At 44.2% G+C, this 21,088-nt stretch carries 18 protein-coding genes and 2 pseudogenes; 8 read left to right on the top strand and 12 right to left on the bottom strand.

Features of this window, described 5'->3' with window-relative positions; all coding sequences use genetic code 11:
* The first annotated feature begins 20 nt into the window (after nucleotides 1–20).
* The 4 genes from zwf to F7734_RS28480 all read left to right on the top strand — a co-directional run bounded on the left by zwf (nucleotide 21) and on the right by F7734_RS28480 (nucleotide 4,032).
* Complete coding sequence (zwf, locus tag F7734_RS28495) at nucleotides 21–1,535, top strand: glucose-6-phosphate dehydrogenase (RefSeq protein ID WP_155747982.1); 1,515 nt, start codon at nucleotides 21–23, stop codon at nucleotides 1,533–1,535.
* Between the two features lie 113 nt (nucleotides 1,536–1,648).
* Entirely contained in the window at nucleotides 1,649–2,581 is a 933-nt protein-coding gene (locus F7734_RS28490) for a Cof-type HAD-IIB family hydrolase (protein WP_155747959.1), read from the top strand.
* A complete protein-coding gene (locus tag F7734_RS28485; protein ID WP_155747958.1) occupies nucleotides 2,578–3,498 on the top strand; it encodes a class I fructose-bisphosphate aldolase in 921 nt (306 codons plus the stop codon). The genes F7734_RS28490 and F7734_RS28485 overlap by 4 nt, the downstream gene beginning before the upstream one ends.
* A gap of 159 nt (nucleotides 3,499–3,657) precedes the next feature.
* Nucleotides 3,658–4,032 (top strand): 6-phosphogluconolactonase, encoded by a 375-nt coding sequence (locus F7734_RS28480; protein ID WP_279239777.1) that lies wholly within the window; start codon nucleotides 3,658–3,660, stop codon nucleotides 4,030–4,032.
* A gap of 9 nt (nucleotides 4,033–4,041) precedes the next feature.
* Here F7734_RS28480 and F7734_RS28475 read toward each other — a convergent pair whose 3' ends face one another.
* Entirely contained in the window at nucleotides 4,042–4,245 is a 204-nt protein-coding gene (locus F7734_RS28475) for a hypothetical protein (RefSeq protein ID WP_155747957.1), read from the bottom strand.
* Between the two features lie 522 nt (nucleotides 4,246–4,767).
* Here F7734_RS28475 and F7734_RS28470 point away from each other — a divergent pair.
* Both F7734_RS28470 and F7734_RS28465 read left to right on the top strand, forming a co-directional pair.
* Nucleotides 4,768–5,124, top strand: a complete 357-nt coding sequence (locus F7734_RS28470; RefSeq protein ID WP_155747956.1) for a hypothetical protein — start codon at nucleotides 4,768–4,770, stop codon at nucleotides 5,122–5,124.
* A gap of 443 nt (nucleotides 5,125–5,567) precedes the next feature.
* Entirely contained in the window at nucleotides 5,568–9,101 is a 3,534-nt protein-coding gene (locus tag F7734_RS28465; RefSeq protein WP_155747955.1) for an NB-ARC domain-containing protein, read from the top strand.
* Nucleotides 9,102–9,128: 27 nt separating this feature from the next.
* Here the strand turns inward: F7734_RS28465 and F7734_RS28460 are convergent, their stop codons facing one another.
* Nucleotides 9,129–9,548 carry a hypothetical protein gene (locus F7734_RS28460; protein WP_243147141.1) on the bottom strand — a complete coding sequence of 140 codons (420 nt, stop codon included), beginning with the start codon at nucleotides 9,546–9,548 and terminating at the stop codon, nucleotides 9,129–9,131.
* 310 nt (nucleotides 9,549–9,858) lie between these two features.
* Here F7734_RS28460 and F7734_RS28455 point away from each other — a divergent pair, with 310 nt between their 5' ends.
* Both F7734_RS28455 and F7734_RS28450 read left to right on the top strand, forming a co-directional pair.
* Nucleotides 9,859–10,068, top strand: coding sequence for a DUF4277 domain-containing protein (locus tag F7734_RS28455; protein WP_155747954.1), 210 nt, complete (start codon nucleotides 9,859–9,861; stop codon nucleotides 10,066–10,068).
* Nucleotides 10,064–10,438, top strand: a pseudogene (locus tag F7734_RS28450) (IS1634 family transposase); the annotation flags it as partial. The gene F7734_RS28455 and the pseudogene F7734_RS28450, both read left to right, overlap by 5 nt.
* Nucleotides 10,439–10,534: 96 nt before the next feature.
* Here F7734_RS28450 and F7734_RS28445 read toward each other — a convergent pair.
* The 10 genes and pseudogenes from F7734_RS28445 to F7734_RS28400 form a co-directional block, all read right to left on the bottom strand.
* Nucleotides 10,535–11,589, bottom strand: a pseudogene (locus F7734_RS28445) (IS630 family transposase).
* A 171-nt stretch (nucleotides 11,590–11,760) separates the two neighbouring features.
* Entirely contained in the window at nucleotides 11,761–12,798 is a 1,038-nt protein-coding gene (locus tag F7734_RS28440) for a methyltransferase (protein WP_155747953.1), read from the bottom strand.
* A gap of 270 nt (nucleotides 12,799–13,068) precedes the next feature.
* The gene (locus F7734_RS28435; RefSeq protein WP_155747952.1) at nucleotides 13,069–13,821 is read right to left on the bottom strand and encodes an SDR family oxidoreductase; all 753 of its coding nucleotides are present in this window, start codon (nucleotides 13,819–13,821) and stop codon (nucleotides 13,069–13,071) included.
* Nucleotides 13,822–13,864: 43 nt separating this feature from the next.
* A complete protein-coding gene (locus F7734_RS63975) occupies nucleotides 13,865–13,915 on the bottom strand; it encodes a hypothetical protein (protein WP_347566301.1) in 51 nt (16 codons plus the stop codon).
* 385 nt (nucleotides 13,916–14,300) lie between these two features.
* Nucleotides 14,301–15,443, bottom strand: a complete 1,143-nt coding sequence (locus F7734_RS28425) for a ketoacyl-ACP synthase III family protein (RefSeq protein WP_155747951.1) — start codon at nucleotides 15,441–15,443, stop codon at nucleotides 14,301–14,303.
* 13 nt (nucleotides 15,444–15,456) lie between these two features.
* Entirely contained in the window at nucleotides 15,457–17,316 is a 1,860-nt protein-coding gene (locus F7734_RS28420) for a ScyA-related TPP-binding enzyme (RefSeq protein ID WP_155747950.1), read from the bottom strand.
* 54 nt (nucleotides 17,317–17,370) lie between these two features.
* The gene (locus F7734_RS28415; protein ID WP_166482216.1) at nucleotides 17,371–17,643 is read right to left on the bottom strand and encodes a hypothetical protein; all 273 of its coding nucleotides are present in this window, start codon (nucleotides 17,641–17,643) and stop codon (nucleotides 17,371–17,373) included.
* Between the two features lie 397 nt (nucleotides 17,644–18,040).
* On the bottom strand, nucleotides 18,041–18,427 hold the full coding sequence (locus tag F7734_RS28410) for a hypothetical protein (protein WP_155747948.1): 387 nt from the start codon (nucleotides 18,425–18,427) through the stop codon (nucleotides 18,041–18,043).
* 1,065 nt (nucleotides 18,428–19,492) lie between these two features.
* Complete coding sequence (locus F7734_RS28405) at nucleotides 19,493–19,756, bottom strand: hypothetical protein (protein WP_155747947.1); 264 nt, start codon at nucleotides 19,754–19,756, stop codon at nucleotides 19,493–19,495.
* A 37-nt stretch (nucleotides 19,757–19,793) separates the two neighbouring features.
* Nucleotides 19,794–20,306, bottom strand: coding sequence for a hypothetical protein (locus F7734_RS28400; protein WP_155747946.1), 513 nt, complete (start codon nucleotides 20,304–20,306; stop codon nucleotides 19,794–19,796).
* Between the last annotated feature and the right edge of the window lie 782 nt (nucleotides 20,307–21,088).

Below are 21,088 nucleotides of genomic sequence, written 5' to 3'. Positions count from 1 at the left end.
ACGGGGTAAAAACAATGAACATGACTGATGAACGGCTGGATCGGCGCGGTGACCCCTGCGTAATGATAATCTTTGGCGCTGCTGGAGATTTGACCAAGCGCAAGTTAATTCCAGCACTTTACAACTTAGCACAAAGTAACTTATTACCTAAAGAGTTTGCCGTTGTGGGAGTGGCTCGTGCCCAAATGAGCAGCGATGACTTCCGCCAGAAAATGAGTCGGGAGATTCATGAATTTGCGACCACTTCAGTTGACACACACCTTTGGGATTCGTTTGAAAAGCACCTCTACTATCTGTCGGGTGACTTTCAAGACCCCAGCACTTACGAGCAGTTGCAGGATCTACTGGCTACTGTAGACCAAGAATGCGGCACGCGTGGCAATTACTTATACTATCTAGCGACAGCGCCCAACTTCTTTAACGATATTATGTGGCAACTTGGGACTGCTGGGCTAACTCGTGAAGAAGAAAATACTTGGCGGCGAGTGATTATTGAGAAGCCCTTTGGGCATGATTTTGATTCGGCTCGCGCTCTTAATAAAAATATCAGTGCCGTGTTGAAAGAAAGCCAAGTTTATCGTATCGATCACTACCTCGGTAAAGAGACGGTGCAGAACATCTTAGTCTTTCGATTCGGTAACGGTTTATTTGAGCCTGTCTGGAACCGTCGTTACATCGATCACGTGCAAATTACGGTTGCTGAGAGTGTTGGCGTAGAAGGCAGGGGCGGCTACTATGAAGAAGCAGGTGCGTTGCGGGACATGGTGCAAAACCATATGTTTCAGTTGCTGGCGCTGATAGCAATGGAGCCGCCGCTTTCGTTTGAAGCCGATGCAGTGCGGGATGAGAAGTCTAAACTGTTGCGGGCAATCCAACCGTTGAGCCCAGAAGAAGTTCTTACCCAGACAGTACGCGGTCAATATGGTGCAGGCACGGTGAAAGGCTCGTCAGTTCCTGCTTACCGCGCTGAGCCGCGCGTTGCTCCTGATTCCGGTACTGAAACCTTTGTAGCGCTAAAGCTGATGCTTGACAACTGGCGTTGGGCTGGTGTACCTTTTTATCTGCGTACTGGCAAAGTTCTACCCAATCGCGTGACTGAAATTGCCATTCAGTTCAAGCACGTACCGTTTTTACTGTTCCGTCAGACACCTGTCGAGCAATTGACACCGAATTTTCTAGTTTTACGCATCCAGCCCAACGAAGGCATCAGTTTGCAGTTTGGTGCTAAAGTTCCTGGTCCTTCCATACGCATGGGTGCGGTGAAGATGGATTTTGAATACGCTGACTACTTTGGCACTCAGCCGAGTACTGGCTATGAGACGCTGCTCTACGACTGCACGATCGGCGACGCCACTCTATTCCAGCGAGCCGACAACGTTGAACTTGGGTGGAGTGTGGTAACACCAATTCTGGATGTCTGGAAAGCCTTACCCCCGCGTAGTTTCCCCAACTATGCAGCAGGTACTTGGGGTCCGAAAGAAGCTTTCGACTTGCTAGAGCGCGATGGTCGGCAGTGGCGGAGGATTGACCCATGATTCTAGCAGGCGACATTGAATGATAAGGCGGCACTGCTAGGCGCTGCGCTTCGGGCTGCCTACACCCAGGTTAAACCGACACAGACCAATTTGTCCCTTGTAGGACATAGATTATGACTATAATAAGTAACAAAAATACCTCGTCAATACCACCGAAAGTCTCACTGCTGGTTGCTGATGTGGATGGTACCCTTGTCACGAAACAGAAGGTGCTGACTGAGCGGGCGCGAAATGCGGTGCGTAAGTTGTACGCGGCGGACATCGCATTCACAATTACAAGCGGGCGTCCACCCCGAGGCATGAAAACACTCATCGACGATCTCGCCTTGACAGCACCCATTGCTGCTTTCAACGGTGCGGTGTTCCTGCGTCCAGATTTATCGATCGTTGAGCAGAATCTCCTGAACGCGTCGATCGCCAAGCGTGTTGTTGAGATTATTGATTCCCATGGTCTAGACGTTTGGCTCTATAGCGATCGCGACTGGTTTGTGCGCGATCGCCACGCCCCCCACGTTGACCGCGAAGAATGGACAATCAAGTTCCCACCAATAGTCGTGCCAACATTTAATAACTTACTTGATAATGTGGCAAAGATTGTTGGCGTCAGCGACGACCTAGAGGCAGTGGCGCGGTGCGAAGCTGACACCCAGAGGGAGTTTAGAGATCGGGTGTGCTGCGAAGCTGGTGCAAGTTCAGGTGGCTCTGACCAGGTCTCTGCTGCTCGCAGCCAACCTTATTACCTCGATGTAACCCACCCACGTGCTAACAAAGGGTTTGTGGTCGAGCGGCTCTCACAAATGCTGGCAATTCCCACTCAAGAGATTGCAACTATCGGGGATATGCCCAACGATGTGCCAATGTTCTCCAAAAGCGGCCTGAGCATCGCGATGGGCAATGCCAGTCTGGATGTGCAACACGCCGCCAAATATGTGACGACCTCCAACGAAGACGAAGGCTTTGCCAACGCAGTAGAACGCTACATTTTGGGCAGCCAAATCTCGGCTCATACCTCAGGCGAACTTTATCAGATGGGAGAAACAAGATGAGCAAACATGTGCAAGAAATCCTCAGTTGGTATGGCAGCGACAATCCGGGGACACTGACCAACTTGTCCCGACTGCTCAACCACGGCAAACTTGCAGGTACTGGTAAGCTAGTAATCCTACCAGTGGATCAAGGCTTTGAACATGGGCCTGCGCGTAGTTTTGCTTCTAACCCACCTGCTTACGACCCCCGCTATCACTTTGAACTGGCAATCGAGGCTGGCTGTAACGCCTATGCTGCCCCCTTAGGTTTTTTGGAGGCAGGGGCACGGGAGTTTGCTGGCGAGATCCCCCTGCTTCTCAAAGTTAACGACCACGATGTCCTCCACGATGAACAAGACCCGAACCAGGCTTTGACTGGCAGTGTGGAAGATGCGCTACGCTTGGGGTGTGTGGGCATCGGCTTTACTATCTACCCTGGTTCGGCACATCGGATGGAGATGTATCAGCAGATCCGCGCCTACGCTGAGGAAGCAAAGCGCTGTGGCTTGGTGGTAGTCATTTGGGCTTATGCCCGTGGGGCAGGTTTGAGCAAAAAGGGTGAAACCGCGATTGACGTTACTGGTTATTCCGCACAGATTGCTGCTCAACTTGGCGCACATATCATCAAGGTCAAGCTGCCAAGCGCACACATTGAGCAAGAGGCGGCACGTAAAGTTTACGAAAAAGAGCAAATTCCAATTGGGACGCTCACTGAGCGGGTACGTCACGTAGTACAGTGTACTTTTAATGGACGGCGCATTGTCATTTTCTCTGGTGGTCCAACCGAAAGCGATGAAACAATACTCAATGAGATCCGCTCTATTCATAATGGCGGTGGGTTTGGCTCGATTATCGGACGCAATTCATTCCAGCGTCCCAAATCTGATGCACTGCGGTTGTTCAGCTCCATCATGGATATTTACGGAGAAGTTATTTAGTCTATCAAAAAATTTCTTACATCATGACAGGAAGTGATATCACGTCCGCTTATATACCCTAAATAAAACTCACGCAAAGACGAGGCAGCGCGTTGCTCTGGTTACCACCAGTTGAAGCGCCTGCCGTCGCAAAGGCGCTAAGTACGGCATTTCTTTAAATTGTGTGAGGGGAAGTGGCCGCGCTTTGACTTGGTGCTTTTAGGAATGGGACCAGATGGACACACCGCCTCCCTCTTCCCAGGAACCAATGTCATTCACGAACAAACACATCTCGTCGCTGCTTCCTGGGTAGAAAAGCAGAATACCTACCGGGTTACCCTGACACCACCAGCGCTGAACAATGCCTTATGCACGATCTTTCTCGTCAGTGGGTCGGAAAAGGCCGAAACCCTGCGAGCTGTCTTGGAGGATAACCCGGAGCCCGATCGCTTCCCCGCTCAGATTATCCGTCCAAAACAAGGGTCGCTGCTATGGCTAGTAGACCGGGCCGCAGCACGTTTTTTGCGGCTTGAGCAGGAAGAAAATCATGAATAGTTTCACAACTTAGAGACAGATGAAGCTTGAAGGTAAAATAGCTTTGGTAACTGGTAGCAGCCATGGTTTTGTTGCAAAAACTGACGATACTTTGGCAAAAGTTGTGAAGGCTAACGCTACGCCTTCTACTGTAGGCTCGTTAGTTTGACAACCACCGTTGATAAACCGTTCAAGTTTTGCACGCTTGTGTAATGCTTTTTCTTTAAATCTCATACAAAGACGCTAACCTGATTCTTTACGTCTTTGTGTGAAGTTATTAACCATCTAATATGCAACACGAACTCATTCAGTAGGTTGAATTATATTAATTTATCTTTATATTACGTTTGTATACTGGCATTTTTTTAAAATACACATTAAGTTTCGCCTTAATTTACCGTTCTTAACTGTTCAAAATTTTCAAACTCCATAATATTAGATTGAATTATTCAATAAATAGGAGTGTTAGGCAAAACAAGACATGGACAAAAACCACTTTTAGCAGGTTAACAATCCCAAAATTGAAGTTGTTTCTGCCTTAAATACGTATTTACTGCAAAGTATTTATCGAATGCATTTGGTATTTAGCTTTGGTATTAAAAAGCAAAGAGCTATAGCAATCCTACTTGAGTTGTAAAAAATCTCGCTCTCAGAAACCCAGTTTCTTAGAAGTTACCGGATTTTTTCGCTCATGAATTATCTAGGAGTACTAAAATACCAAAGCAAATGTCTTAACTAAAAAGTGTACCATAATTTATGAGTTTGTGGCTAAAAAAAAATAGTGAAGAAACTGTAGTTGTCAAGGGAGCTATACCAAAAACTTTAAAACTTCAGTTCAAGGTTCTCTGTGTACAGAAAGAATTGGAGATGAGTGAGGTATTGGAGGATTTGATTGGGCGATGGATACAAGCAGATGCGCCTGTTGCTAAATCCTTCATTGATTTGTTTAACCAAGACTCTGAGGATGTTAAAGCATATGTCCCAAAATCTTTAAAGCTTCAGTTCAAATTGCTCTGCGCTCAGAAACAAGTTACAATACGTTATATTTTATATGCACTCATTAAGCAATGGGTGGAAATGAGTGGTTCTAGTTCTGAATCTTCGCCGCTTTAATCAAATTCCTATAAAAAAATCTAATGAGAACCATAGCTTTTTTGTTACTTTTACGACTTATGTACTGTAAAAATTAAACATCATGTATATTAACGGATAATGCTTATTTCAGACGAGTAGGAGCGAACGGCTGTTCGTCCTAACTACCTATTGCGCTAAAAAATAAAATATTATTGAATATATAGTAGCTTAGCATAAATTAATACTTTTGACAGAAGCTAGGGAAACAAAAATAAGATATTTTACGAAGTAGAGCTTAAGTCCTTACGGCTGTAAGAACTTTTGTGATACCCTCTTACTTGTGGATGTAGCAACTTATTTGCGCCTGTACCGAAAGACTAGGCCACAAATCGTGCTTTTAGTTACTGAATTTCGCTTCATGGCAACTACGGTAATGGCGTAGGGGAGCAAGCGATGTTACAACTATAAAGAAGGACTTTGCAATGAATCTTCCAAAGCAGAAACGTAAACGAGGTCTTATCCTTACGCCACAAGGATTGCAAAAACTTCAGGCGGCTAAACTGGCGTCTGAAGTCGATGAAAATTATGGAAACAGGTATACACTTGAAGATTTAGCTGAACGCATTGGAATAAATACTGCTACAATATCTAAAGTGTTGTCTCGCGACGACGCAGTTGACAAAAAAACACTTGAGTATTTCTTCAAAGCTTTTAATATAGAACTGGATAAAGATAGCTATACACATTCCGATCAATGTCAGCGTCAAGATTGGGGAGAAGCAATCTGTTTGTCAGTTTTTTATGGACGTATAGAGGAACTCAATAAATTAGAGCAATTGATTCTTGAGGATCGCTGTAAACTAGTTGCACTGTTGGGAATGGGGGGAATTGGTAAATCAGCTCTGTCTGTAAAGCTGGCAGAACAGATTAAATATAGTTTTGAGTATATTATATGGCGATCGCTAAGAGAAGCTCCCCCTATTAAAGCTATCCTGGGGAACCTAATTCAGTTTTTGTCCAATGAGCAGGAAACAGAAGCTTCTTTACCAGAAAGCGTAGGCGATAGAGTGTCGCGACTGATTGATTGTCTGCGAGCCTCACGTTGTCTGCTGGTACTAGATAATATGGAGTCGATTTTGCGTAGTGGTAGTCGAGCGGGACTTTATCGAGAGGGATACGAGGAGTATGGGGAACTGCTTAGACGGGTGGGAGAAGCTAGTCACCAAAGCTGCTTAGTACTGACAAGTAGGGAAAAACCTAAAGAAGTGGCATCACTAGAAGGAGAAGCATTCCCTGTGCGCTCATTCTTAGTAGGTGGTTTGAAGTCAGTGGATGGGCAGGAAATTTTGAAACTCAAGGGGATCGCTGCTTCAGAGTCCGAGATCGAAACACTTATCGATCGCTATACTGGTAATGCCTTAGCTTTGAAGGTGGTTGCTACGACGATTCAAGATGTATTTTGTGGTAATGTTACTAAATTTTTGCAACAAGAAACAACTGTTTTTGGCGATATCTGTGAGCTACTAGACCAGCAGTTTGAGCGCTTGTCATGTTTAGAAAAGGATATAATGTACTGGTTGGCAATTAATCGCGAGCAAGTTTCTCTATTAGAGTTGGAAGAAGACATTGTATCACCAGTACCACCACAAAAATTACTGGAGGCACTGGAGTCTCTGGTAAGGCGATCGCTAGTTGAGAAAAGCGCAGCACTCTTTACGCTACAACCTGTAGTTATGGAGTATGTGACTAATCGATTGATAGAGCAAGTTTACGAGGAGATTGCTACTCAAAATCTTGATTTATTCAAATGTCATGCCTTGATGAAGGCGACAGCAAAAGATTATGTTAGGGAGACTCAAATTCGCCTCATTCTTAAACCAGTTATAGATGGGCTGTTGGCTATTTTTAAAAGCAAAAAACTTATTGAAAATCGGCTAACTCAAATTTTAGCAACGCTACGAGAGACATCGCCGCTGGAGCAGAGTTATACGGCAGGAAATGTCCTTAATCTGCTTTGTCATCTGGAAACAGATTTAACTGGCTATGATTTTTCAAATCTTACTGTTTGGCAAGCAGACCTGCGGAATATGAATTTGCACAATGTAAATTTCCAAAAGGCCAATCTAGCTAAGTGTGTTTTTGCTGAAACTCTCGGCGGTATTCATTCTGTAGCATTTAGCCCTGATGGAAAACTCCTGGCTACGGGAGATACTAACAATGAGATTCGCCTGTACCAGGTTGCGGATGGAAAACAACTGCTCACCTGCAAGGGACACACAGGCTGGGTCTGGCCGGTCACCTTTAGTCCCGATGGTCACGTTCTTGCCAGTGGCAGTGATGACCAAACACTGAAGTTGTGGGATACTAGCACCGGGCATTGCCTCGCTACCTTACAGGGGCATAGCGGTGGGACTTGGTCAGCCGCCTTCAGCCCTAATGGTCATATGCTGGCAAGTAGCAGTGAGGACACAACGGTAAAGTTGTGGGATATTCGTGATGGTAAGTGCATTAAGACTTTACAGGGACACGGTAGTCGGGTGTGGTCAGTCGCCTTTAGTCCTGATGGTACGACGCTGGCGACTGGGAATGACGACTATACAGTAAGGCTATGGGATATCCGTGATGGTAAGTGTATCAAGATCTTGCAGGAACATACCCATAGGATTCAGTCCGTTGCCTTCAGTCCGGACGGTTATATACTAGTTAGTGGTTGTCATGACCAAACGGTAAGGTTGTGGGATGTCGGCACAGGTCAATGCCTTCATACTTTGCAGGGTCATACTGACTTGATAAATTCAGTTGCCTTCAGTTTGGATGGTCGTCAGCTGGCAAGTGGCAGTGATGACCAAACGGTAAGGTTGTGGGATGTTAGAACAGGCAAATGCCTCAAAACTCTAAAGGGACATAGCACTCGGGTGTGGTCAGTCGCCTTTAGTCCTAATGGTACGACGCTAGCAAGTGGCAGTGATGACCAAACGGTAAGGTTGTGGGATGTTAGAACAGGCAAATGCCTCAAGACATTGCTAGGTTATAGTCATGGAATATGGTCTCTCAGCTTCAGTCCCAATAGCTATATGATTGCTAGTGGCAGTAACGATCAAACGATAAGCCTGTGGAATGCCAGCACGGGTCAATACCTGAAAACTTGGCGTGGACATAGTAATCGGGTCACATCAGTTTCCCTTAGCCCGGATGGTAGCATCCTTGCGAGTGCCAGTGAGGATCAAACGGTGAAGCTGTGGGATGTCAGCACTGGTCAATGCCTCAAAACTCTACAAGGACATAGTAATCGGATCTTATCAGTCGCTTTTAGTCCCCATGGTACTATGCTAGCAACTGGCAGTGATGACCAAACGGTTCGGTTGTGGGATGCCAGCATAGGCAAATGTCTCAAGACCTTGCAGGAGCACACCCAACGGATCTGGTTCGTTGCCTTCAGCCCGGACGGTCATACGCTAGCCAGTGGTTGTCATGACCAAAAAGTAAAGCTGTGGGATGTCGGCACTGGAAGTTGCCTTCATACTCTGCAAGGTCATACTGACTGGATCTGGTCAGTCGCCTTTAGTCCTGATGGTATGACGCTGGTAAGTAGCAGCGGTGACCAAACGGTGAAGCTGTGGGATGTCAGCACTGGTCAGTGTCTTAAAACTTTACAGGGGCATACCAATTGTGTATACTCAGTCACTTTCAGTCCTGATGGTTGCATGCTGGCTAGCGGTAGCGGTGACCAAACGGTGAAGGTTTGGGATGTCAGCACAAGCAGCTGCGTAAAAACTTTGTCGGGACATACTAAGTGGATCTGGTCAGTTGCCTTTAGTCCTGATGGTCAAATCCTGGCCAGTGCTAGTGAGGATGCGACGATTAAGTTTTGGGATGTAAAGATCGGTGAGTGTGTGAAAACTCTGAGAAGCTCCAGATTGTACGAGTGCATGAACATCACTGGTGTTAAAGGTGTAACTTCGGCGACTATTGCCACTTTGAAAACTTTAGGAGCGGTTGAGTATATAGAAAACTAGTACAGCACGGCGTAAATAAGCCAAGTATTAGATAGCCAACACTTTACCCTTATAAGTCCACTTAAAAGGTTTAGCCATTGTTTTATTAAAATAATCAATAAATTCTAAAATTCTGTTTTTGAGGTCGTCCAAACTTTTGAAACTAGCACGCTTCAATAACTTGCGAACTAAAATGCTGAACCAAATTTCAATTTGGTTGAGCCCTTCGGGTTCGCCAGTCGCTACAACGGGGGGAACCCCCGCAACGCCCTGGCTTACCAAGAAGAATGTTTGGGTGTATAATGGAAAACTCTTTCGTTGTGCTGGGTCACTTAAAAAGGCAGCACGAGATTTCATTGATTTGAGGATACCACTTTTATCTTTGATACCGAGGTCGATATCTAAACCTTCTTTTTCTGCAACAAAGCGAACTAATGATTCAGACTGGTGAGTATTTAGACAATCCATAATCAAATGCCATTTGATTGCAGTTGGGTCGCTTTCAATCCCTCATTCCGCACCCTAAGTGTCACACATGAATAAGATGAAGGAAAAGTAGTACAGAAAAACTATAAAAAGAGTAGAAAATAATCGCTCAATTAAGAATTTATAGTAATAACCTGAAAAGAGAATTTAGAGGCACATTCCCGTGCCAAGAGCGATCGCTCAATGCGTCTCAAGCTTGAGCCACGAAAATAAAAGAAATAGAAAATTTTAAGTTTTCTCAAAAGAAATATAGAAAAACGGAGACAGAATTACTTAGGAGAATTCTGTTGTTATGTTGAATATCGAAGAGATGTCTATACAGAACATAGACCATTTAGGGATAGTTGCAGGTATAGTAGATACCATTGGATTAGTAGAAATTATTAATGATTTATTGGGAAAAGAAGAAGATGAAAAAGTAAGTGCGGGTCACGTTGTGAAAGCCATGATTTTAAATGGATTAGGATTCGTTTCTCAACCTTTATATATGTTCCCCTTATAAAGCACAGCAGTCATGCGAAAGAGGATTTGCTTTTCTCAAAGACCCATCATTTTTTGCAAATAGCGTTTATCTTAAAAGACCGGAAAGAATCGAAGCATTGGCAATGATAATGGGTTTATGTTTGTTAGTCTATAAATTAGTGCAGCGACAAATACGTCTGGCTTTATATGAGTCAGGATTAACTGTTAAAAATCAGTTAGGGAAATCTATAGATAATCCTACCTTGAAGTGGATCTTTCAATGTTTTCAATCAATTCATCTTGTCACTTTTCATGAAGAAAAACAAATTTCTAATTGGAATCAAGAGAGAAATTTTATTCTAAATCTATTGCCTGAAGAATGCCAGCGTTATTATCGAGCGGTCACATAATTATATTTTGAAAATGTATATTTTCTTCACCAACGAGCTATTTTTTTGAGAAAATAAGTAGGTGGGCAGAAAAATTTATAGTTATGTAACAAAAACTTAACCCGAACTATTTTTGTTAAATTTTACACGTTGTGTACTGTAGTTTCCTTTTTCTCCTCTAGTTTCAATACCATCAATCACGGCATAAGCAAGGTCTAATTCATCATCAAAACTTTGTCCACGTAATTCGTCTTTTTTAAAGTGTTGCCACTCCAACTCTATCGGATTCATCTCGGAGCAATATTTAGGCAAGAAAAACATGTATAACCCCATTTGCTCCCACTTCGACCACAATTGTTTGACTTCTTTGCAGCGATGTACTGGCCCATTATCTTGCACGATTACCCTCATGCGCCCTAACTCTTGTGCTTCGCTCGCTTCTCGTTCCATCATATTTATATATGACCAACGGTCAATACCTCCAATCACAAGTCCATAAACAAAACTTATCAATGGTTGTAAAAATCCAATAATGCTTAACCTGCGACCACGACGTGCTGTTTGTTCCACACGTTTTTGCTCGCCTTTAAAGTAGTATGTGTAACCAGGTTCACTCCATGCACAAAAACCTGATTCATCTAAATACTTTAAGTCTATCTCTCCGGCACCTGCTGAGAGTTCTAGCATATCTAAGTCCGCTTGTTTATTCTCTCGTACTACCGGGTCTTGTTTTCCCTTATGACTTTTCCTTGTTCGCTTCCAATTGACCCCCTTTTTTTGAGTACCCGCCTTATTCTGTCGGGACTCAGCTTTATTGAGTGTTCGTGTTCTAATTTCTGAGCAAGTTGAAAACTATTGTATGTACGTGGTTCTTCTCTTAAGCATTTTTCTAAAAACACGATGTTAGCTTCCGTCTATTTTCGTTTCCTGCCTCTACCAGGCTTCTCCCAAAGCCCTGACAAACCGTGCTTCTCCCATTTGTGCAAAACCTCTCTTACAGTTTGAACTGTCAAACCAAAGTGAGCAGCTATATTCTCCACGTACCAACCATGAGCATTCAGCCTGATTACTTCTGCTCGGTCTTTGACTTTGTGTGGTACATCTGCTGTTCTTAGATTTAACAGGGTTTGGTTTTGCTCAGAAGTCAAAAATACTCTTAGACGGGTGCCCATACTTTTTGTTACCTCGGTAGATGCATTTACCGTATTTATATATCTTTACATAGTTTGGTTTTATTTTGCCTACCTACTTACTTATTCTCCCACAATAATACTTGGTTAACTTACGCCGACCTGTACTAGTACTTTTTTCCGGAGAGGTTTAAATATCAAGATTTGCAGCTATCAAGGTTTGTAGCCAGTGACAATACTCCAGTAGCCAAAGGTCGGCTTAACCTCAATATCAGTGAAACCCGTCTCTATCAGCATTGCTGACAACTCACGAGCTGAATATTGCTGACCCTCTGTCCACAATAGCATAGCAATGTTATACGCAGCAACGGCGGAAGGACCTGCTTTTTGGTCATCATAAAGCATTTCGTGTATGATAATGCGACCTCCTGGCTCTAAGCTTTCGAAGCTTTTCTGAGTGAGAAAACGGCCTTGCTCTAGTGACCAATCATGATATATATCAGCATAGAAGTGGATATCGGCTGCTGGGAAGGGCTGACTCCACATATTGCTCACCTGTGTTTTGATGCGACTCTGTAAACCGTAGTGCGTCACAAACTCTTGTGCTACTTCACATACAGTAGCGAGGTCAATAATCAGAGCTTGCAAGTTTGACCATTTCAACGTCGCGCTAATACTATGAACACCTGAGCCTCCACCAATGTCCAGCAAAAACCTGTGTCCTGACAAATCAATAACTTCCGGCCAAGCTAGCGCCGCTCCCATACTACGACTATGTGTTGCATAGGTAAAAGCACGTGCTAGGGCAGCCTGCTCTTGATGAGTCTGGAAGAGTTTATCACCAGAGTAAACCTGTGAGGAATTGGTAAGTACAGCTTTCTTTATGTTCTCAAACGAGAACACATAGTCGTTGGTTATCGCAAAGTCTAAGAAATCGCCTAAATACGTTGGACTGCTTTCGAGGAGATAATCTTCCGCAAACAAGGTGAGCGAATAGCAATCATTTTTGACTTGCAAAAGCCCCATACATACACTCATCGTTAAGAGCGCTTCAGCCGGACGGCAGTTAATTTGTAACGCCTCACAGACTTCTGCTAGCGTCCGTGGTTTTTCAGCGAGAAGAGGAAAGATTTTGAGATCATAGGCAACGAGGAAGGTTTTATATCCAACATTTCCAGAGTTAATAATATTCCACAATAGCTTTTCATCCGTCCTTGGTTTCTGAATGGTAACAAAAGCGTTTTGGTTCATCCAACTTCTCCTTATCAGGGTTACTGTAACCATTTGGCTGCAATTCGTTTAGTGAAATATGCTAAGTTTGAGTTTTTGCATAAGACCTCCCATATCAAATTGCCAGCAATCATTCAACACAATCCATGTTGTTTGTCCATGTTCCAAAATTTGCAATAAGCTTAGAATGTGATATAATTTATGCCGCAACTTAATTTTTGGCAAAACAGATATTTTTAAAGCAAGTGAGATTATACAAAACTCGTCACTCGCACTTCCATCTCACCTGTCTTAGTGTGCGGTATATCCTCCATCAATCATCATGTTGTGCCCCGTGATGAAGGAAGCCGCATCCGAGCACAACCACACCACAGTTTTTGCCACCTCCTCTGGCTTGCCGGTGCGTCCTATGGGATGCTTTGCCGTAAGTTGAGTTAGCACATCTGCGGAGTGAGTAGCCAGCATATCGGTCTCGATAGCACCAGGACTTACAACATTGATCCGGATGCCTTCCTTGGCATACTCTATCGCTGCTGCTCGGGTTAAGGCAATGACTCCGCCTTTGGTAGCACAGTAGCTAGCATAGCCCGCAAAACCAACAATACCAGCGACGGAAGCTATGTTCACGATCGCGCCGCAGCCCTGTTTGAGCATCGCCCTGAGTTCGTACTTGAGGCAAAGCCATGTTCCTTTGAGATTTACGTCAACTAGACAGTCCCAGTCCTCTTCCGACATATCGATGATTAAGCTAGACACCCCCCCGATCCCGGCGTTGTTACAAGCGCAGTCCAGACGACCATAAATATCTACGGTTTTGTTGACCAGCGTCTCGACTTCAGCAGTATTTGATATATCGGTCTTGACGAAAATAGCCTCACCTCCTACCTCTAGTATGCGGCGTACAGTTTCCTCCCCCTCGATGCTTCGACGGCTAGCAGCCACAACCTTCGCTCCAGCGCGTGCAAACGCCAGTGCTGTCGCCCGACCAATGCCTGATGAAGCCCCAGTGACCAGCGCGACTTTCCCATACAATTGACTTATCATGCGTGTGCTCCTTTTGATTTCTCTGTTTTGCACTAACTGATAGCTATTTGCGTTTCCTTCGCGATACTGCACCTAAAGCACCAAACGCCAACACTCCTAAAACAATGGAAGATTCGGGGACAGGCACTGGCAAGAGCACTGAAAATGCTAATTCTCTGATTAGCTTATGAGTAGCAGTTGTCGAATGGACTTCGTCTTAGAACAAAAACTTGTCTGGGGTACATACAACTGAGTGTGTAGGAATGTCTTAGTCAACTACTAGAGCGCCGGTCCACTAATATATATTGACAAAAACGGTATTATGTGTATTGTGTAAAAACGCTGATTTTGGACTAAGTATTTGGGTTCGGTTTTTAGCGATCACATTAAAACATAACGCCAAAATCGCCGATTTTAATAACCCCCATATTTTGCGTTTTACGTCAAGCACTTCTACTGGACCGGCGCTCTAGATATGTTTTAAATCTTGGTAAATCTACTTAACAAAGAGCGAAACTGATGTCTAAGGAACTTTTCACTGCCTCCTCAGGTTCGTTGAGATGTAAAACAGGACCTAGCGCCACATCACCCCAACGCATCACACTTGCAGAGGAAGCACCAGCTGCACCTAAGCCATAGACGAGAACCAGGTCATTTTCGTGAATTTTGCCTAACTGAGCAGCAAAGTATAGATTGCCTACCGTGATTACTGGTCCAATGTTTGCAAACTGAGGGTAGAGGTTGATTGTACGTTCTTGGTTAATGCCTAGTACGTGCGTGCAGAAGCTTGCCCCCCAAGCAGTGGATGTATTGAAAATAAAAAAGTCGATTTGCTCAATAGTTATATTGGCCGCGGCAACAGCGCCCTCACAGCACGTACGCAGTTGCTCCACGGCCGTTTCGCGAATCGCCTTGTTTGCGCCTTTGCCCATCTGCATATGCACTCGCGGATTGCCGTGCTTATCTGGAGTGAGTTTAGCAAAAAAAATGTCACATAGAGTAGCAGTATGAATGGTCTTTGTACCGAGGATGCCCTGGTTCGGTTTGAGTGAACCGACCACAAAAGCTCCGGCACCGTCACTCATAAACCATGAGAGGGTATCGTCTTCATCGAAAAAGCGAGAGTAACTACACGAAATAACCACCAGCACATTGCGGTACTCTCCCGTGCGTACTAGGGCACAAGCAGTTTGAAGCGCAACCGGAGTAACCCCGCATGCTGCATCGAGATTCCAGGCAGCACCCTGCAAACCCAATTGACGAGCCAGGAAGGCAGCATCGCCAAATCCAATTTGTTCAGGCCAGATCGAGGCGACGAGCAAGAGATCGAGTTCTTCGGGAGTAAGCTTTGCCGCGTCGAGGGCATCACGAGCCGCACGCTCTTCCAGCATCAGCGATGACTCGTCCGGACTGAGCACACATCGTTCAACGGTGCCGCGAAATGGGTCTGATAGATAGGGTACCATCTCTTGGTCAAACTCGTTGATGGGGGCGGAGCCAGCGAGCGAAAACAGCCTTGCCAAACTTTTTTGCTCCGCTTGAGCAACTAGTTCCGGGTATTTTTCTCTGTAGTAGTCGTTTGTACGTTTGATGCTTGGAAAACTCACGGCGAGCGAGCGAATACCGACTGGGTCATGCACCATAAAAAACCTCCTCTCAGGAATTTGTAGCGCCTTGCGAAATCAGACTTTCAATACGACCTCCAATCAGTGCAGGTCGTGTCGGGTCAATGACCACGTCAACAACGAACGGACCAGTCGCGGTCATTGCTTTCTCCAGCGCTGCTAGAATGTCAGACTCCCTTTCAACACGGATGCCTTCGGCTCCCATACCACAAGCAATCTTGACGAAATCCGCCTGCGGAATCTCTACATCCATGTCCTTGAACCCCTGCATCTTTGTTCCCTGGTCGCACATATTATAGCGCCCGTCATTGAGCACAATCCAAACGGCAGGAATCTGGTATTTCACAGCCGTGCTTACCTCATTGTTCATAAGCATGGCACCATCTCCGACGATAGCAACTACCTTACCATTGTGTGCCAGTGCGGCACCTACAACACCCGTGACGAAATGACCCATAGACGCGAACCTGGTTGTGACTCGAAAACGGCTTGGTTTAGCAAATCGCAATAGGTGAATTCCCCAAGCCATCGAGTTCCCCCCCTCAGCCATCACTACCGCATCACTCCCCTCGACTATTAGCCGTTGCATTACATTCATCAGTACCTCGGGTCGTACCAAACCATCCGCACGTGGATTGATTGCTACACGGTAGGGTCTCGGCAAAAACTGGATTTTTGACCGTCTTTGACGCTTCGGGAAATACTTCAGTAACTCTTTCACAAACATTCCTGCGTCGGACTGAATAGCAAACGTCTTGGTAGATGGATACGCAGTTCCTGGAACTTCTGGATCTATATCGATATGCACGAACCCTCGTGAGGGAACCATCGTAGGACTCCAGAAAGAAGTCCACTCACCAAGGCGCGTTCCCAACACCAGCACGCGTAAAGGACGGTGTTCCTGCATATACTTTAGAACCGACTTATGTCCGGCAAAGCCTGTGATCCCCACAAATTGAGGATGGTCTTCGGGAAAAATGCCCTTGCCGCGCGGCGAACACATCACTGCTGCCCCCGTCTTCTCTGCAAGCTGGCGAATCTCCACCGCTGCATTCCGCGCACCAAAGCCAACCCAAATAGCAAATGATCCTTCCGATAACAACCGCGCACATTCTGAAATAGTTTCTTCACTGGCGGCTGGGGGAGCAACAGAGAGAGTCACTCGTGGCAACGATTTCGCGACTGAACTTGTTTGGATGTTGGTAGGGATATTCAAGTATGCGACAAAGCCACCCAGTTGGGCTAAGCCTTTCGCCAGCCGTCTTTTGACCTCTGGGAGTTCATCACTACATTCAAGAGTAGTTGCGTAATGAAACAGATCTCCCGAGGTAAAAATTCCGGCACTGGGCATAGTGTAAGCGCTGGTTTCTTGGAAAGCCCACCGTCCGCGTTGCGGTGCTGAGGTGGAAGGCGACAGAAAAATCACCTTAGCGCCCTCCCAGCGTGCAGCAAATAAACCGGTTAACGCGTTCGTGATCCCCGGACCTGCTGTGGTGAATACGACGACTGGACGATCGCTCGCAAAATAAGCCTCGGTAGCTGCAAAAGCTGCACCCGCTTCATGACGAAAGTGCAGTACGCGTATGGAACTGTGTTGTAGTGCGTGCCAGAGGGGTGCGATCGCACCTCCCGAAACACCAAACGCGTATTGCACTCCCATCTCTTCCAGCATCTTGACTACTACAGAAGCTACCGAGATAGCGGTAGATTGCTGGCTGCTAGGGGAAGGCAAGATATCCAACGAGGGATTTAAATGGACATCCGCACGAGGAATGGAAGAGTGAGATGAATACTTTCGGTGCTTAGCACGATCTGGTGCGAATGAAACAACGGTGTCTTGTTCCAATTTTTTAGTCGCACTCGTCTTGATAGGATAATCTGTAGAACTCATAATTGGTAAAGGTAAATGCACGTAGATTGACAATCAGCCCTACTTGTGTGTTAGTTATGGGGTATCAGCTAGAAAGGCAATTGAACACTGTAGTGGCGTTCGCGAGTGGTTCAACATAGCAGCGATCGCAGTAGGAAACCTACCATCAACCCCCTTGACATCACACGCATTATATATAGATGTCACTACTGATGGCATATGCAGATGAGCTGCTGTGCTGAATCGCGTCAAACGCCTTATATCTGGAGGCGGCTGCGTTATTCTCAAAGATTTCTGTATGCTAAGCCAAAAGAAACGTGTTTTGTTAACTGTATGGTATGTGTTCATAGCAAGATGCAAAGTAAAACTACTCTGGATGATGTTTTGCGTTGAAAGGCAATGTGAAACTTATCTGTAGTAGGCACTTAACTCGCAAGAGAAGCACTCTTGGTAAATAATTTCTAAAGTCCTAAAGCACAAAAGTACTTTTTTAAGGGACATTAGTCCTAAAGCACAAAAGTACTTTTTTAAGGGACATTAGTCCTAGAGCATGAAAGTACTTAATACGGATCGTTTATTACTACTCAGGAGTGTTAACCCATAGGTATTCTCCAACAAATCTTTAAAGTTCAACCAATATCCTAAAAGTTAGACGTTGCGTTAAATCCTTGGCGCGAGAACAAAATTGGTCTTCTAAAGGAGACTTGCTGTTGCAGCTAGATTCGGCACAATACAATGAAGTATTCTAATTTCGCAACTCACACCTTGGAAGGGTGCGGTTACACGAACTTAGCCTACCTACATAAGCTAAAAGCCTACAGAGGTAGGCTTTGCTTGCGTAGCCCCAGGCTTCTAGCCCGTAGAGTATTTTTGCAAAAATGGAATGCTCTCCAATACAATATACACTGGGATCGCCGCAACTACCATCACCATTCTGATTGTGTAATACAAATTCCAGATTACCCTTTGGTTGCAAGGCAGGCGGCAGAAGCAAGGCACAGGTTGTGTCGTAAATACCGAATGAGATATGCCCCCAGGGATCGGCCATACTCTCTTGAAGTAACTGTCGGACAACGGACTCAATCTGCAATGGCAAGAGAGAATAGACAGGCAAAGTAGAAGAACTAGACATAATGCACCCTACCTTCATATGTCCTTTCTATTAAAGTAGTCCTAAGAGTGTAATACAGTATTACAGCGGGTAGTCAATTAATAGCTCGCTCTATCACGGTTTTCAAGCCTTTGAGAGATGATTTAATGAATCTGCCTAAATGAGAGGGACTTGGATAACTTCCTGTTCTATGATTCGTTAAACTGTTTTCCAGAATATCTTGGTCTACAACTAATTTAATGTAACTACAAAAGACATTTTAGAAATTAAGCAGAATAATGTAGCTTTTGAAACATCAATAAATCCTTTAGGTTAAGTATTGTATATCTATTCTTCTGCCTGAAATTAATACTACTATAACTTTACAACTTTTTACTCTCAACTATACATATATTCACATTTTTTTCCATATCTAAAGCAAAACAAGTCTATAGCACATAGTGAAAATTTTTTCTCTAAACGACCTTTGGCTGTGGCAAATATTCTCAGCTATAATCTACAACTTTATTACAGGTTTGTTCAACCCCTTATTGATCTTGCCAAACCAACATCGCTCCCTTCAAGCAAAATAAAAATCATGAATTAAAAATGATTTTTATTTTTTAATTTAGTTGGAGCGGAGTAATGGTTACAGGGAGGTGGCTAACACGGAAGACACTGTAGGTAATTCCACTTACTTAGTTATAGCAGTTTTCACATAGAGGTATAAGAATCTAAAACCATACTCGAAGAGTTCGTATTATATAAAGTCAATACAACAATCCGGTAGTCTTTTTGAAAAGTAAAACTTAGGTGTACTATAGGTGATAGTCTTCATAATTGTCCTAACGAACTGAAGTTTGTTATTACTAAGTTTGTCATTTATGTAAAGTTATGTCTATTGAAGATGGATAACTTAAGGACAAACTTAACTGCATTGACATACTCCCACCTTCTTGTCCTTGGCATCTAGTTGCACAACAGAGTGTTTGGCAGTAACAATAAGAGTACTATCCGGCTTAATCTTGTGTCAGTTAGCACCCTCGAGTTTAGCTCAAAGTCGAGTCGTGCGATATTTGGTAGCTTGAACAATCAAGGCGGGAGACGCTACGGGTTCACAGAGTGTCCCGAAGGAAAGGTTTGTCGATCTTCTGCCCCCTCATTATATGAGCGATGATAAGGCAAGGGCATTTCTTGCCAGCAACTTCGGCAGAACCAGTACACACGGTTATTACGAATATGCTGCAACAGTCGATGGGAACAGCAGGGACAATTTTTCACCTGAACAGCTAGTTTAAAGCTAACCTCTGACGGCTGACTGCTCCGAGCTTTAATCGACGACTCGCTCCAAGTGGTTGCTACCCAATGCATTGGCAATCCCTTCCTATTCCATAAATTATAAGTAGCCTTAAACAGTCACTACTTCATAAATGTTATGCCCAGCGTCCTTAAGGACTTGTAACGCCTTTTCTCGCTCTTTTAACGTTCCTTTCGTCATCAAAGCAAATTTTCCTGCTATGATTTCGTTTTCGTACATGGGAATTTCCAGTTCCCCAAACAGTGCGCCTGTTAAACATCCTACTGATGCACCAACAGCCACTCCCAAAGCCAAACCTTCTACAGCTCCCAAAAGCAAACCAAAAATTGGTCCGGCAACAATAATCGGAGCAATTGCAGGAATTAATAGGAATTCAGCCCCGGCGATCGTACCTAACACTGTACCTAAAACGGTTCCCCAGCACCCAATTTCTGTTGCTCCTTTCTTGGCAATATTTTTCCAGTTAAAAAAATCACGTGTTTGGAAAACCTTACTAAAAATCGATAAGTTGTTTACATCTAAACCTACTTCATGTAATTCCAGTACAGCATTTTCTGCCTCAGTTTGAGTGGAAAAAATGCCAATACATATATATTTTTCCATATCATTACCTTGTGATACAAAAAACTTGAAAAGTATTGAATCGACAGTGTTTAGTAGCCAAGGGACAAGGATTGTATATTTACCAATCTCATCCCCAGTCTGTGTTGCTCAGCGTATCCGCCAAACGTATAGTATATAATAAACAGCATTTTTTCAGCAGAAATATGCTCCTAAAAGAGCAAAGAAGAGAGGAGAGGGAATTAAGGAATAAGAGAAAGGTGAAAGGTAAAAAGAGAAAAAAATATAAATTTTCACCTTTGCTCTTGATTCTGATAGTGGCATTAAAGAAGAGAGAAGTCTAATGAATATTGTTCATCTTCAAACCTGTTTTCACCAGTTAAGATACACATATTAAAGCTAAACTTAGTACTGCTGGGGAAATCTAAGTTATAGGCTAAATAACAGTGTCTCTACACACTACCAAAACTCACCAAAAATCCTTAACACCAACCGTATTCTTTTTAAGAATGATAACTTAAGGGCAAACTTAGCTGCAATAGGAATATGCTGAAGCATCCCTAACAAAAAATAATGTTACGGGGCTTAAACGCCCTCATGTCGGCACTAAATACTCCGTCATTAGTACGTCTGTTTAAGAGGATGTTTGAAAAGTTGTTTGTTGTGCTTTTAATCACATTATTACCCCCCTTAATCCCCCCGATGTATTGGGGGGAAACAAGAAAAATTCGGTTCCCTCCCCTTTACAAGGGGAGGGTTAGGGTGGGGTAAAAAATATTTAATACATCAATCATGACTTTTCAAACATCCTCTAACTATGGTGT

The organism is Scytonema sp. UIC 10036 (assembly GCF_009725235.1).
Note: the sequence above shows the minus strand (reverse complement) of the source record. Positions and strands in the feature narration are given on the sequence as shown.

Excerpts from the sequence above, each read along its gene's own strand:
- zwf (WP_155747982.1), top strand. The coding sequence starts at position 21 with ATGACTGATGAACGGCTGGATCGGCGCGGTGACCCCTGCGTAATGATA.
- F7734_RS28490 (WP_155747959.1), top strand. The coding sequence starts at position 1,649 with ATGACTATAATAAGTAACAAAAATACCTCGTCAATACCACCGAAAGTC.
- F7734_RS28485 (WP_155747958.1), top strand. The coding sequence starts at position 2,578 with ATGAGCAAACATGTGCAAGAAATCCTCAGTTGGTATGGCAGCGACAAT.
- F7734_RS28475 (WP_155747957.1), bottom strand. The coding sequence starts at position 4,245 with ATGAGATTTAAAGAAAAAGCATTACACAAGCGTGCAAAACTTGAACGG.
- F7734_RS28470 (WP_155747956.1), top strand. The coding sequence starts at position 4,768 with ATGAGTTTGTGGCTAAAAAAAAATAGTGAAGAAACTGTAGTTGTCAAG.
- F7734_RS28465 (WP_155747955.1), top strand. The coding sequence starts at position 5,568 with ATGAATCTTCCAAAGCAGAAACGTAAACGAGGTCTTATCCTTACGCCA.
- F7734_RS28460 (WP_243147141.1), bottom strand. The coding sequence starts at position 9,548 with ATGGATTGTCTAAATACTCACCAGTCTGAATCATTAGTTCGCTTTGTT.
- F7734_RS28455 (WP_155747954.1), top strand. The coding sequence starts at position 9,859 with ATGTTGAATATCGAAGAGATGTCTATACAGAACATAGACCATTTAGGG.
- F7734_RS28440 (WP_155747953.1), bottom strand. The coding sequence starts at position 12,798 with ATGAACCAAAACGCTTTTGTTACCATTCAGAAACCAAGGACGGATGAA.
- F7734_RS28435 (WP_155747952.1), bottom strand. The coding sequence starts at position 13,821 with ATGATAAGTCAATTGTATGGGAAAGTCGCGCTGGTCACTGGGGCTTCA.
- F7734_RS28425 (WP_155747951.1), bottom strand. The coding sequence starts at position 15,443 with ATGGTGCATGACCCAGTCGGTATTCGCTCGCTCGCCGTGAGTTTTCCA.
- F7734_RS28420 (WP_155747950.1), bottom strand. The coding sequence starts at position 17,316 with ATGAGTTCTACAGATTATCCTATCAAGACGAGTGCGACTAAAAAATTG.
- F7734_RS28415 (WP_166482216.1), bottom strand. The coding sequence starts at position 17,643 with ATGAACACATACCATACAGTTAACAAAACACGTTTCTTTTGGCTTAGC.
- F7734_RS28410 (WP_155747948.1), bottom strand. The coding sequence starts at position 18,427 with ATGTCTAGTTCTTCTACTTTGCCTGTCTATTCTCTCTTGCCATTGCAG.
- F7734_RS28405 (WP_155747947.1), bottom strand. The coding sequence starts at position 19,756 with ATGCATTGGGTAGCAACCACTTGGAGCGAGTCGTCGATTAAAGCTCGG.
- F7734_RS28400 (WP_155747946.1), bottom strand. The coding sequence starts at position 20,306 with ATGGAAAAATATATATGTATTGGCATTTTTTCCACTCAAACTGAGGCA.